Annotated in this window: 15 protein-coding genes; 4 read left to right on the top strand and 11 right to left on the bottom strand. The window is 62.4% G+C overall.

The window, feature by feature from the left end:
• Positions 1 to 440 precede the first annotated feature (440 nt).
• The 7 genes from EJI00_RS06820 to EJI00_RS06795 all read right to left on the bottom strand — a co-directional run bounded on the left by EJI00_RS06820 (position 441) and on the right by EJI00_RS06795 (position 4,746).
• Positions 441 to 866, bottom strand: coding sequence for a hypothetical protein (locus EJI00_RS06820; protein ID WP_126746714.1), 426 nt, complete (start codon positions 864 to 866; stop codon positions 441 to 443).
• 552 nt (positions 867 to 1,418) lie between these two features.
• Complete coding sequence (locus tag EJI00_RS06815; protein WP_126746713.1) at positions 1,419 to 1,676, bottom strand: hypothetical protein; 258 nt, start codon at positions 1,674 to 1,676, stop codon at positions 1,419 to 1,421.
• A 134-nt stretch (positions 1,677 to 1,810) separates the two neighbouring features.
• The gene (locus EJI00_RS06810; protein ID WP_126746712.1) at positions 1,811 to 2,194 is read right to left on the bottom strand and encodes a hypothetical protein; all 384 of its coding nucleotides are present in this window, start codon (positions 2,192 to 2,194) and stop codon (positions 1,811 to 1,813) included.
• A 94-nt stretch (positions 2,195 to 2,288) separates the two neighbouring features.
• Complete coding sequence (locus EJI00_RS06805; protein WP_126746711.1) at positions 2,289 to 2,846, bottom strand: hypothetical protein; 558 nt, start codon at positions 2,844 to 2,846, stop codon at positions 2,289 to 2,291.
• 65 nt (positions 2,847 to 2,911) lie between these two features.
• Positions 2,912 to 3,259 (bottom strand): DUF6678 family protein, encoded by a 348-nt coding sequence (locus tag EJI00_RS25575; RefSeq protein ID WP_409514008.1) that lies wholly within the window; start codon positions 3,257 to 3,259, stop codon positions 2,912 to 2,914.
• Between the two features lie 145 nt (positions 3,260 to 3,404).
• Complete coding sequence (locus EJI00_RS06800; RefSeq protein WP_126746710.1) at positions 3,405 to 3,893, bottom strand: hypothetical protein; 489 nt, start codon at positions 3,891 to 3,893, stop codon at positions 3,405 to 3,407.
• A gap of 118 nt (positions 3,894 to 4,011) precedes the next feature.
• On the bottom strand, positions 4,012 to 4,746 hold the full coding sequence (locus EJI00_RS06795; protein ID WP_126746709.1) for a hypothetical protein: 735 nt from the start codon (positions 4,744 to 4,746) through the stop codon (positions 4,012 to 4,014).
• Positions 4,747 to 4,934: 188 nt separating this feature from the next.
• Between EJI00_RS06795 and EJI00_RS06790 the strand changes: the two genes are divergently transcribed.
• Positions 4,935 to 5,339: a hypothetical protein gene (locus tag EJI00_RS06790; RefSeq protein ID WP_126746708.1), complete on the top strand. Its 405-nt coding sequence runs from the start codon at positions 4,935 to 4,937 to the stop codon at positions 5,337 to 5,339.
• Positions 5,340 to 5,410: 71 nt separating this feature from the next.
• Here EJI00_RS06790 and arr read toward each other — a convergent pair whose 3' ends face one another.
• Both arr and EJI00_RS25350 read right to left on the bottom strand, forming a co-directional pair.
• Positions 5,411 to 5,806, bottom strand: coding sequence for an NAD(+)--rifampin ADP-ribosyltransferase (arr, locus tag EJI00_RS06785; protein WP_126746707.1), 396 nt, complete (start codon positions 5,804 to 5,806; stop codon positions 5,411 to 5,413).
• A gap of 39 nt (positions 5,807 to 5,845) precedes the next feature.
• Positions 5,846 to 6,202 (bottom strand): VOC family protein, encoded by a 357-nt coding sequence (locus EJI00_RS25350; RefSeq protein ID WP_260590478.1) that lies wholly within the window; start codon positions 6,200 to 6,202, stop codon positions 5,846 to 5,848.
• Between the two features lie 257 nt (positions 6,203 to 6,459).
• On the opposite strand from EJI00_RS25350, the gene EJI00_RS06775 reads away from it, so the two are divergent.
• Positions 6,460 to 8,106 carry an ankyrin repeat domain-containing protein gene (locus EJI00_RS06775; protein ID WP_126746706.1) on the top strand — a complete coding sequence of 549 codons (1,647 nt, stop codon included), beginning with the start codon at positions 6,460 to 6,462 and terminating at the stop codon, positions 8,104 to 8,106.
• A gap of 55 nt (positions 8,107 to 8,161) precedes the next feature.
• Here EJI00_RS06775 and EJI00_RS06770 read toward each other — a convergent pair whose 3' ends face one another.
• Both EJI00_RS06770 and oxlT read right to left on the bottom strand, forming a co-directional pair.
• Positions 8,162 to 9,055 (bottom strand): DMT family transporter, encoded by an 894-nt coding sequence (locus EJI00_RS06770; protein ID WP_126746705.1) that lies wholly within the window; start codon positions 9,053 to 9,055, stop codon positions 8,162 to 8,164.
• Positions 9,056 to 9,163: 108 nt separating this feature from the next.
• Positions 9,164 to 10,531, bottom strand: a complete 1,368-nt coding sequence (gene oxlT, locus EJI00_RS06765) for an oxalate/formate MFS antiporter (protein WP_126746704.1) — start codon at positions 10,529 to 10,531, stop codon at positions 9,164 to 9,166.
• A 217-nt stretch (positions 10,532 to 10,748) separates the two neighbouring features.
• Here oxlT and EJI00_RS06760 point away from each other — a divergent pair, with 217 nt between their 5' ends.
• Positions 10,749 to 11,210 (top strand): carboxymuconolactone decarboxylase family protein, encoded by a 462-nt coding sequence (locus tag EJI00_RS06760; protein ID WP_126746703.1) that lies wholly within the window; start codon positions 10,749 to 10,751, stop codon positions 11,208 to 11,210.
• A 92-nt stretch (positions 11,211 to 11,302) separates the two neighbouring features.
• Positions 11,303 to 12,388, top strand: a complete 1,086-nt coding sequence (locus tag EJI00_RS06755) for an alpha/beta fold hydrolase (RefSeq protein ID WP_126746702.1) — start codon at positions 11,303 to 11,305, stop codon at positions 12,386 to 12,388.
• Positions 12,389 to 12,421: the final 33 nt, after the last annotated feature.

Raw genomic sequence — 12,421 nt, 5'->3', positions numbered from 1 at the left:
CGCCATGCTTTGATGCAAGAATGCGGCCCGTCAGTCGCGGGCCGATCAATACTACAGAGGAGTCAACGATGACGAGAACGATGCGCAGAATCATCGTTTCGGCAATGAGCGTTGTGGCAATTGGCGCAGCGGCCGCACAAGCCAGCGAGCCCGCCACCGTATTCACGCGCGCCCGGCTCACTGCGGAACGCCAATGAACCTTAGCGTTGCGAGGCCCGGGGCCATCCTTCAATCACACCACCGGTGCCATCCGACCTTCGCGCAGCGCGCCGTTGAACCTTCGCAAATTTCGATCTCGCGCCATTGGATCCACGCGTGTGCTCCGCTTTTGCGTCGACCTGTGGATTCGACCGGCTGCTTTCAACGTCTCAGATGGGCCCATAGCCGTCACCCAAGTCAGCGGATAGAAGACATCCAGAGGGCGGATTTCCTCACTAAGACTAGTACTCTTCGCCCGGCTTCAGCTTGATGCCTGATAGAGGCCAGTAGAACGTACCTCCTCCGAACACCACCTCCGCTGAATTCCGGCGAGCGATTGCCAGCATGCGTGTCACAGCACGAACGATCTGAATTGCTTTTCGGCGAATGATCAACGGTTGCAGCGGCACTTCGGGACTTCCGGGGCGCTTGATTGAACCAAGGTATACGCGCCATGCCTCGGGACGACTGTCGAGCGCATTCTCTATGCGAGAGCAAATCTCTAAAGCATGAGCAAGGCGGTCGCCTGAGGCCGCCGCGAGCATGTGGAGGTCACCGATTTTGAAATCGTCGATGCAAAACTCCTGGAACGCTGGTGCAATGAGGCTGAAGTACCCCTTAAGCGCAGGGTTCCGTCCATCGAACTGAAGGCGATTGGCGGCATCCAACGGGGCAATTCCATTGCGAACGGGCCGCAGCGAGATCCCACGTACATGCATCGGTGAAGGTTAGCTCAAAGGAGGGTTTGTCTCGGCGGTCGGGCGTCCGCAAGCACACGTTGACGGGAGACCGCTCCCGGCCGTCAGCAGGCCTCCGGCTTACGACCGAATCGCAGTCCCCGCCTAGGCCGAGTAGACAAGGCGAGCAGAAACACAGTGGCGCTCAAGCCAAAGCCGAGCGCCGCAAAGCCAGCGGGATTCGTCTCCACGGATCCAAACTTCGCGCACCTTGGGGAGAGACCACGCTTCCCTGGCAAATATACAGCGTCGCAGTGCGACAGATTGGCTGGGACTCGCCCGTAATCAGCTTGGTATCGGCTTATGGGGATCGCAAATGCCGCCTCAATCACCAGCGCGCTCAGCGAGAAGAAAGCCAGCACCAGCAAGCCTTGTAGAAGCACCCATTTCAGCTTGGGCTTAGCTCCCGCGGATGAGATGGGTGTCGAAGTCATGAGTGGATTGGACGACAGAGGTGAAGGTCTGGTCTTGGCCGACAGATGCCTACGAGAGGTCCGCGGCAGAAACAAAACCTTCGTCGCCGACGGGCCAGGAAACATCAAAGATTGACTCCCTTTTTGCAACGTCCAGGTCGGCGTAATACGAGGTTCGCGGCGCGAATGAGGCCCATCCTTCAAGGCCAGCTTCATCGTTCGTGAAGTGGTACTCCTCCACTGAGCCAAACGCGCCCGATGCTCGACGAAAAATAGCGAGCCGATGCTTCCGGTCTCGCGAATAGATGAAGCAGATTTTCTCGTCCATCTCTGGATTTTCAACGATCACTCGCGATTTGCCGCCTGTAGCAAGCGCGCAGGCGGCAACAACGTCCTTTTCAAGGGAAAACTGGCGGGCGTGACGGACTTCCGCTCTTGGCCGAGTGTTGCCGCGCGCTGCATCTACGCATTCAGTTCACGCAGAACCCTGAGAGCGAGCGCCCCGCGTCCAACGCCTATGCCTCGATTGTGCTCGTTGAAATTCTGGACGCTCGTGACATCCTCCCACTGCTCCACCCGTACTTCGCCCGTTGTGTCGATCTCAAATGCCATGAACCGGTGATCCTGCGTCACTAGCTCCCCAAAGATGCTGGGCATTCCCGGGAAGTCAACGCCAAGTTCTATGACGATCGATCTGTCCCATTGGATACCTCGCTCCGCTCCCAAACGGGCCAAGATCGGCGGCACGCCATGCCGCCTCCAATAGCTTGCTTCAGCGCGCAGCGAACGCTCGGCATGGGCGTTTTGCTGCTGTACGTTCGATTGCCGCGGTTCGCGCTTTTCCATAGCTGAATTGAGATGGACCTCGGGATCGGGACGCTCGGATTCTGCCGGCGGTAGATGTCCGCTCCTGGCGTATTCTTCCCACCATCGACGGCGATCAAGATGCAGGAGGTAGCGCCAGCAGGTCGAAGTATTCGTCCTCGAGCCACTTGAGCCGACTGGCGACACGCTCTCCCCACGAGTTGAGACCGAAGGCCGCACTCAGGGAATCAAGCAATTGCTTCTGGTGGTCCGACACGTCCCTGCCGTACTCCTCGGCTGCGAGTTCGGATAGCAGCCAGTCCGGTCGGTAAGCCAACTGCTCGAGAATGAAGTAGCCGCGACGGCAGCCTAGAGCGAGAAAGTCGCCCAGGTTTTCGCCAATGACGAAATTCGTCCTATTGCCCATCGCCATGGGGATCGTCATGACGACCGGTGAATCTTCGGAAAGTGTTCCGTCGAGCAATAGCAGACTGAACTGGACACCGTCTCCCCCAGTTTCGGCGAATCGCAGGACGTTGGTGGGAGAGCACCTCCCATCTTCGTTCGGCTTCAAAGGCAGCGACAACAGCAAGCCAATCTCATCGAAATGGCTGCTGTATGCCGCGCCACCTTCGGCCAGCGGCTGGCCGGTCAGCGCCCACAAGCGGCCAAGGGATGCAGGATAAGAAATCATCGGTGCATTCAGGGGAGACGCAGATGCACGAATTCTGTCGCACGGCTGAACGGCTGGTTGGCCGCTTACTGCCATTCTGGTTGTGGACCGGGTCGTGTGTAACCCCAAACCCGCACAACGCCAGCTTCAAGCGAGTACGGAATGCTGTGACGCTGGAGGGCGTCGCACAGCCACGTCAAAGAGGCAGCTCGTAGCTCCATCCACTCCAAGTCTGCTACGGAATGGACGTGATAGTAAAACTCGCCGTCCCAAGTAGTGCAAAAGTCCGGCGGCGCGAACACGCTGCGAGCCCGGAACTGAGGGTGCTGCTCCGGAGGTGCAGCGAGCATCTCGGTCCAAAGCTCTGCCCACTTGGTGTGATTGAGCACTGGATGCAATTCACCGCGTTCAACCAAGCCTGCCAGGCGCTTCATGTCCGCCTCGTTCGGTGGAGGCATCGTCTTGGGACCCCATCCAAATTTATGTTCGACGCTCACGCGGTCTCTCCAATTTCAACATTCGTCCCCAGCCGAAGTCTGCCGCGCCTCTGGAGTTCCGCTTGTGGCCGATGCCGGGCTTTTACTCCGCCGATTGCGCGGCGGCCCACGCGTTCGTGCTGCGGTGCGTACCTAAGCCCAGGGTGTCGAACTCGTCTTTGCCGTCCTCGGCGCTGACACCTATGGTGCGGAGGGCTCGGCTGACCGGGCTGTTCGGCCACGCGATGCCGCCGTCAGTACCATCGCTCAGCAGAAGGGCGACACGGCCACCATCCCAAACCACTGCTTCTTGTCCGCCAGCGCCGCCGAAGAACTCAGTTGAGATGTAGGCCACGGGGCCCGCCCGCGACAGTTCCTTTGCAAGCCCGGCAACACCAGGCGCCATGTCATCCACTTTAGGGTGTTCTACCTCGGTAGACGTGCGGGCGGCGGCGATGTCGCGCACTACAGAGTCGGTCAGTGGCAGCAGTACGAAACCTTGAACCAATGGGCATAGAACTACCGAACTGAAGCGAGAAGTGACGTCAACGAGTATGGATGCTGAGGCGACAAGGGCTTTTACGTCATGCATTCTTTGTTCTAACGCGATGATTTGCTTTCAGTGCTGAAGGCTTTACGCGAAGGTTCGTTACTGGCCGCATTCTGCCCTTGCTTGTCTTAGTCGGCTTAAGCCGCAAGCTACTTCTTAGTCAAACGTCGGCGACTCGTTGCCTGCGTACTTGACGTTTCTGCTCCGGAGTCGGCGCTTTGTATTCTGGGGCAAGCCGCTTGCGCATGGTTTTGACTGCCATGTTACGAGCGTGCAGGACGTCGGGGTCAGACGGCAAGAGCGCCTCTGCCCACGCTACAGCACCGGGACTCGGGACACCTCGGACTGTGCATAGACATAGGACCTGAAGGGCTGCCGTAGGCGCCGCCGCGAAGGCCGCGAGCACGATCGGTCGAAGGCTGTCGAGAAGCGCCGGGCTCACCTTCACGCAATCGTCGAAGCTCAACAGCCCGTTCAAGGATGCCATGGCCTTCCAACCGGGATGCTCGGAATCAGCCGCAGACCAACTCACTCTCTTGCAATAGTCCACCAACACTTCCACGCTCTCTTCGCTGGCGACGTGAGCAAGAAAGGCGGCCGCAAATCCCGCCGAAGTTTGGTCGTCAAGCTGCGATCGCAGGGCAGCCACACCGCCTCGGCCAAACGCAACGCAGATCTGAGCCCAGCGGCCCATTGGTCGCACAAGGTTGCCGTTTGGCAGCACCATTCCATCCATCATCCAACCATGCTGCCTAGAGAGCCTTTCGATTTCATCAGCCGCCGCTTCGCCATGAAACAGCACGAAGCGAAACAGGTCTTCAACTTCGACGGCGCCGCCATAGGATTCAGGCCCTCCCGGTTTTGCAGCTTTGCGTGCAAGCGTGTTGATGTTCATGTTCTTTGCTATGTTACAGAGGCCCTCTTGTGAGGCCATAGCGCGAAGGTCCGCTCCTGGCCGATTCTGTTGAAAAACTCGAATTGCGCTCTCTTGGGCACATTTGCAGGGGTGGTCAAACCATTCCCTGGGCCGCGATCGTCGATCCTGGGTCGATCTGAGAGGTCGATTTTCGCCACGGTGCAGCGGTGAACGCTGCGACCGAGTTTTTCAACAGAATCGGCCGGTTCCGGCCGTTGGTCGCATTCTGCACGCGCTGCCGGCGTGCCACGCTTGGTCGCAGCGCCGATCGAGCGAACCTTCGCGCCGACCGACGAAAGCTCAATGGCGCGTTGACGAACGAACAGTGTCGTTCCGCACTCACATCGACGTATGAAAAGCCGGGCGACAAGCTCTACGTTCGATTGAAGCTGCTGCCCCGATCGAAGATTCCGTTTACAACGCAGACCTTCAGGCTCGCCGATCGTTCGCTGCTGGCCGATATTCCCGAGGGCTCTTGGGTCAAGTTCACTTCCAGGCGCATCGATGGGAAAAATACGGTGACCGCTATTCGTGTGGCCGAGGAGTGCCCGCGTTTTCAGCCATGCCATTGATCCGGCCAGAAGAACGGCGCGAAGAACGCTCGCCTTGATCGTGCAAGAGGAGAGCGACAACCGCTCTGCATTCAGTTGATGATCTCCCCCATGCCTGTGCGTACGCGCTCCCTGAGTTGCCGGATGTACTCCGCGTCAAAGGGTTCCCAGATCTCGAGTTCGCCGACGATACGAAGCGGCTCCCGGCTGCGGTACGAGCGTGTGGGATTGCCCGGAAACTTCTTGTCGGTGACGTTGGGGTCGTCCTCGAAGGCGCCCGTGGGCTCGACGATGTAGACGCGGCAACGTCCATCTCCCTTCGCCATTTCGGCGGCCAGCCCGGCGCCCTTTGGCCAGGCGGTGAAGTAGATGTGGTTCATCACGACGTCGCCGTCGTAGTTTGAACGGAAGCCTGCGGTGAGCAGGTCGCCCACCTGGAGATCCGCCCGCGTGCCGTGGAAGTAAGGGCCGGTGCCTAAGACAGCCATCGCAAGCCGCTCCTCTACAGAAACGAAAAGCCGCGGAGTTTACTCGGGTGGATGTCCTTCACCGCAGCCGATGCTTTCGGTAGAACGCAGGCGTCTGCCAGTCGAAGGTATCGAGCTTCGCATTCCTGCAATCTGCTGGAATGCGGAGCGGGCAAATTCTGGCTGTGGCGGGATTGTGCCGAGGACATGACCGTCCGCTTCTACCACTTGCCCAAGCTTCACGGACTTGGCTGCTTGATGGATGAGCATGCCGGCGCCGCCGGCCGGATGCTTCAGCTCGATCAAGCCGTCGACGACCTCACCATCTGTGAGAAATCCGAAATAGCGGGCATAGAAGGCAGCCGCCTTTTGCATGTCCCTGGCGTAGATGATGACGGTTCCCAGCGGCGAATCCATACGTGCCTTTTCATGTGGATCGGACGCTCGGCGTCCGGCTCTTTTGCCGACTGTAACCTCAGGGTCCGGTACAAGAAAATGCCTGCAGCAGCAGGCACGAGAAGTCCGCGCCGCACCCGTATGTTTTATGATTCTTTCGCGTGCAAGACGCGCCCGGGCCCGCGGGAAGGGTTGAACCCACTTGCCTCCATCTCCCATCCACGCCTTTTGTGCAGCCGACACTGCGGGTCATCGGCATCTGATGCACGGAGGTGTCCATGAAGCGCGTTCCCCCTCGTCCCGACATTGGCCAATTGAAGAAGCAGGCCAAGGAATTGCTCACCCTTTATCGTCGCGAAGATGCCGCGGTGATGCAGCGATTCCGCGAATCTCTGCCTGCGGCTCGCGGCAAGGAGAACAAGGACCTGCTCGCCATGTCCTTGCGCCTGCACGATGCACAGTCGTGCCTGGCGCGGGAGCATGGCTTTCCCTCTTGGGCCGACCTGCAGCTCTTCGTGCATGCACGCCGCGCGCTCGCCGACGATCCGAGCCTGGCGGTGCGCCGATGGCTGTCCATGGTCTATGCCGGCGACGTCGCTGGCGGCAACAACGCCCATCGGCCCGCCGTGGCCGAACGGTTGCTCATCGAGAACCCGACGCTGCCCGGCGACGATCCATACCTGGCTTGTGCCGTCGGGGACGAGGCTCGCCTCCGTCGCGCGACGCTGCACGATCCCGCATGGGTCCACCGCGAGGGTGGGCCGCTGCGCCTGCCCCCGCTGGTGGCGGTGACCCATTCGGGGCTGGCAAGCCGGCCGGGCTTTCGAGAGCGGTTGCGCAGTTGCGCGAGTTTCCTGCTGGCCGCCGGCGCGTCGCCCAACCAGTCCGTCGGCAACCGTTGGCCTCCGGCTTCGCTCGAGGCGCCTTCGGCCACAGAGCGGCTGTCGGCGCTCTATGGCGCCGCGGGCAAGGCTTTCGATCCGGAGCTGACCCGGCTTCTGCTCGAGGCCGGCGCGGATCCGAACGATGGCGAGTCTCTCTACCACTCACTCGAAGCGCCCGCGTGCACCAAGCTGCTGCTCGATGCCGGCGCGCGGATTCCCGGCTCGAACGCGATGTATCGCGCGCTCGATCTCGACGACGCCAACGTATTGCAACTGCTGCTCGATCACGGTGGCGACCCCAACGAGCCACCGCTGGCTCCGCCTACATCCGATTGGGGATCGCCGCTGCTGTGGGCGATCCGCCGCCGCCGCTCGCCTGCTCATGTGCAAGCCCTGCTTGCGGCCGGCGCGAAGGCGGACGCGCGCACACCGGATGGCGTTCCGGCCCGCACATTGGCGCTTCGCTTCGGGCAAGCCGAGGTTGCCGCGCTCCTGGAGCGTGCAGGCGCGCACCGTGAGCCGCTTGCAGCGGATGAAGCATTCGTGGCTGCCTGCGCGCGCGGCGATGCGGAATCGGCTCGCGCAATTCAGCAGGCCCACCCGGGCGTGATCGACGCCCTTGACGATGCCCGGCTGCGCATGCTCCCCGAACTCGCTGCGCAGGGGTGCGTTGCCGCCGTCAAGGCGATGGTGACGTGCGGGTGGCCGATCGAGATCCGCGGTGGCGACATCGACGCCTCAGCGCTCAACCACGCTGTTTTCCGTGGTGATGCAGCGCTCACGCACTTTCTGCTGGAGCACGGCGCCGATTGGCGGACGATGCACGGCTTCGGCGACAACGTTTGCGGCAGCCTGTCCTGGGCATCGCTCAACGAACCGGTCGAAGGCGGTGACTGGGTCGGCTGCGCAGGGGCCTTGTGCGCACATGGCCTGCCGCCTGCGCGGCCGGATCCGAACGGATCGGACATCGTCCTGATCGGAGACAAGCGCTATCGGTTCGCGGACGACGTCGCGGATGCGCTGCTCGGCGCCGCTGCTTGACGCCTTGGCGATTGCCGCAAAAGCATGAGGCCTAGCCGGCGCACTTGGCAGCGGCTCAGGCGGTCTGCCGCTTTTGCTGCGCGGCTCCTGGCGCCTCGATTCGCGCCAGCCACAGTCCGCTCGCAACGATCAACGCGCCACCACCCAGCGTCCATGCATCGGGCGTGGCTTGCCAGAATGCCCAGTCCAGCAGAAGCGCCCAGGCGAGGGCGCTGTATTCGAAGGGGGCGATGGCAGCGGCCTGGCCGTGGCGGAAGGCTTCGGCGATGGCCATCTGCCCCAGAAAGCCGCTGATGGCCAAACCCGCCAGCACCCACGTGTGTTGAGCCTGTATGGGCACCCATTGCGGGGCCGATAGCAGGCAACCGCCCACAGCCATGCCGGCGGTGGTCCAGAAGACCAGGGCGGCGCTCGATTCAGTGCGGCTGATGAGTCGGCCCAGCATGTTCGACAGCGCGTAGCAGACTGCGGCCACCAGGATCGCCAGAGCGCCCACCGAGAGGAAGGCTCCCTGCTCGGGCCGCAGCGCGATCACGACACCGACGAAGCCCAGCCCGATGGCGACCCAGTGCCGCGGCTGGACCGACTCGCCCAGCATGGGCACGGCGATGAGCACCATCAGCAGCGGAGCGATGAAAGTGAGTGTGTAGGCCTCTGCCAGGCCCAGGGTCTTCAGGCCATGGACGAAGAGCACAAGCATCGTCATGTTCAGCGCGGTGCGCAGCAAGTGCAGGCGCCAACGCAGCCGACGGCCGAAAACGCCTGCTGCCTCGCGTCGCCACGCGATGTACAGGCACACCAGAGGCAGCGCCGTGAGTCCGCGCAGGGCCATCACTTGCACGGGCGGGTAGTGTCCGGCCAGGCTCTTGAGCAGTGCGTCCATGCAGGCAAAGAAGGCGCAGGCCAACAGCATCGCGGTGATGCCGCGCAGAGTTCCGGTCGAGTGCATGGTCGGCTTATCTCCGGCAGTGGCCGGGCGGGATTTGTTCTTGACCGCCTAGCATAGTTGGTGCGAAGGTCCGCTTGTGGCCGTTCTCACCGCAGGGGCGTACGGCAATCAGCGCCTTCGTCCCGAGTTCTCATTCCCCGTCTCGATCGTCCTCCGGCGCATCGGTGCGAGGAGCAGCTTGGCGGCAATGCCAGCGCCGATCGACACGACGGCAGCCACCAGGAAGACGCGGTCCCAGTTGCCGCCCGCGGCGAGTACCGAGCCCAGCGGCACGAACAGCGATGCGGTGCCCTTGGCCGTGTACATAGTGCCCGCGTTGCTCGCGGCATTCTTGCCGCCGAAGGTGTCGGCCACCAATGCCGGAAAGATCGAGTAGATCTCGCCCCAGAACAGGAACACGAGCGCCGCAAAGGTCATGAAGGCCGCAGGTTCATGGCCGTACAGCTTCAAGCCGAGCAGCGCCAAACCTTCGCCGACGAAGACCAGCAGCATCGTGTTCTCGCGGCCGATCCTGTCCGAGACGAAGCCGCACAGCGGCCGGGTGAAGCCGTTCGCCAGGTTGTCGATGGCAAGCGTCATGGTCAGCAGCGGCATCGACATGCCGAGAAAGTGCATCGGCAACTTGTCGATGTGAAAGTCTTTCGCGATGGGGCCGATCTCTGCCGTTGCCATCAGTCCACCGGCGGCCACCAGCACGAACAGCAGGTAGGTGAGCCAGAAGACGGGCGTCTTCATCATCTGCCCGGGCGTGTAGTCGACCTTGGTCATGACCAGGCGTGTTTGCGCGGCCACGCCCTTGGGGGCGAAGGGCTTCGCCATGAACATCGCAAGCAGGAAGATGCAGCCTCCCTGGAGGAGGCCGAAGTACACGAAGGTGTGTTCGTAGCCCGTGCTCTGGATCATGTTTGCAATCGGGATCACGGTGAGCGCTGCGCCGGCACCGAACCCGGCCGCCGTGAGACCCGCGGCCAGGCCGCGCTTGTCAGGAAACCACTTCAGCGCGTTGCCGACGCAGGTGCCATAAACGCAACCGGCACCGACGCCGGAGATCACGGCGGCTGTGTAGAGCATGGCCAGCCCGTCGGCATAGGCATTGAGAATCCAGCCCATCGCGGCGAGCACGGCGCCCGCGGCTACGACAGGGCGCGGGCCGAAGCGATCGACCAGCCAGCCTTCGACGGGCACCAGCCAGGTCTCCACCACGACGAAGATCGAGAAGGCGATCTGGATCGCGCCGAGGCCCCAGTGATGCTTGGCCTCCATCGGGGCGACGAACAGGGTCCAGCCGTACTGCACGTTGGCGATCATCGCCATGCAGACGATGCCCAGCGCGAGCTGCACCCATCGCAACGATCTGCTCGGGGCGGTACTGGCTGTGGTGGTGGTACTGGCGGTAGCAGTGGCCGTGGCGGCCACCTGGGGAGTGGTTGCGATGGCTGCGCGCGAAGGCGTGCCATCCCTGGACTGAGGGATCATGAGGAGAACCTTTCCTTTGTCTCTTTGTGGAGTCTGTAGTTGTGGAAAGCCATCGGACCGCCGCACTCGCATGCAATCGATCCGAAGGGGCAATGTCCGGGCGATCGCAGGAAAAGCTCTTGACCTGCGTCAAGATTGCCGCCGCCTGTCACAAAACAATGTGCCCGCACGTCTAAGAGGTGTTTCCCCCAAACCCTCAAGCTACAAGGAGCTCACAATGTCCTCAGCCCGACTCGACTACCACGCCCTCGCGCCCGCCGCGGCAAGCGCCGGCGCCCAGTTCTCCCACGCCGCCGGCAGCACGCTGGACAAGCGCCTGCGTGAATTGGTGAACTTGCGCATCAGCCAGATCAACGGCTGCGCTTTCTGCATCGACATGCACTGGGCCGATCTGATCAAGCAGGGCATGGAGCCTCGCCATGTCAATGCTGTAGCCGGTTGGCGCGAGGCGGCGCGCTTCTTCAGCGAAGCCGAACGCGCCGCGTTCAACTGGGCGGAGGCCGTCAATGCGGTGCCGCAGCGCACGCCCAGCGACGCGGACTTCGAAGCCGTGAAGCGGCACTTCACTGATGCGCAGATCGCGGACCTCACCTTCGCGGTCTGCGCCATTCGTTCGTGGAACATGCTCAATGCCAGCTTACACATGCAGGTGCCCGAAACGCCGTACACGGCCGGTTGAATCCGCCCGGCCGGGGGCGAGGACCGGCGCCTCCATCGCGCGGCAGAGGTGGCTTTCGCGGTAAATTGCGCTCAAACCACAGGAGACAACGCATGCCCGCCAATCCGCAGTTCAACCGGTTCGCCTTGCGGGCCGCCTTGTACTCCTGCCTCGCGATGCTCGCGTTGACGAGCCGCGCCGCCGACTACCCGCCGCCCAGGGAGGGCAGCTGGATCGCCAAGGACTTTCGCTTTCACACCGGCCAGGTCATGCCGGAACTGCGCCTGAACTACGTCACCATTGGCACACCCAGCGGCGAGCCGGTGCTGATCCTGCATGGAACCGCCGGCTCGGCGGCAAGCATGTTGACACCCGCATTTGCCGGCGAGCTTTTCGGCGTGGGCCAGCCGCTGGATGCCACCCGCTACTACATCATCATTCCCGACGGTCTGGGAACGGGCAAGTCGGCCCGCCCCTCCGACGGCCTGCGCGCCAGATTTCCCCGCTACAACTACGACGACATGGTGGACGCGCAGTACCGGCTCGTGACCGAGCACCTTGGCGTCAAGCACCTTCGGGCGATCGTCGGCAATTCCATGGGCGGCATGCACGCCTGGACGTGGGGCGTGAAGTACCCGAACGCCATGGACGCGCTGGTGCCGATGGCGTGCCAGCCCACCGAGATGTCCAGCCGCAACTGGATGATGCGCCGGCTGCTGGCGGAGTCCATCCGCAGGGATCCCGAGTGGAACAACGGCAACTACACCGCCCAGCCTCGCAGCGCGCAGTTTGCCTCCGTGTTCTTCGCCACGGCCACCAACGGCGGCAACCTGGCGATGTACAAGGCCGCGCCGACGCGGACCCAGGCCGACAAGCTGCTGGAGACGCGCCTGAGTGCCCCTTTTGCCGCGGATGCAAACGACATCCTCTACCAATGGGAAGCGTCCGCCGACTACAACCCATCACCCGGGCTGGAGCGCATTCAGGCGGCCGTGCTTGCCATCAACGCGGCCGATGACGAGCGCAACCCGCCTGAGACCGGCATCATGGAACGTGAAATGAAGCGCGTGAAAAATGGCCGCTATTACCTGATTCCGGCCAGCGACCGGACCACCGGGCACGGAACCACAGGGCAGGCAACGTGGTGGAAGGCGCAGCTTTCGGAACTGCTGCAAAAAGCGCCGAGACGATCAAGTTGATTGCCGAGGCGCCATCGGCGCGGTGAGGATGGC

The sequence above is a fragment of the Variovorax sp. DXTD-1 genome, from assembly GCF_003984625.1.
Taxonomy (GTDB): domain Bacteria; phylum Pseudomonadota; class Gammaproteobacteria; order Burkholderiales; family Burkholderiaceae_C; genus Variovorax.
The sequence above is the reverse complement of the archived record's forward strand: the minus strand, read 5'-3'. Positions and strand labels throughout refer to the sequence as shown.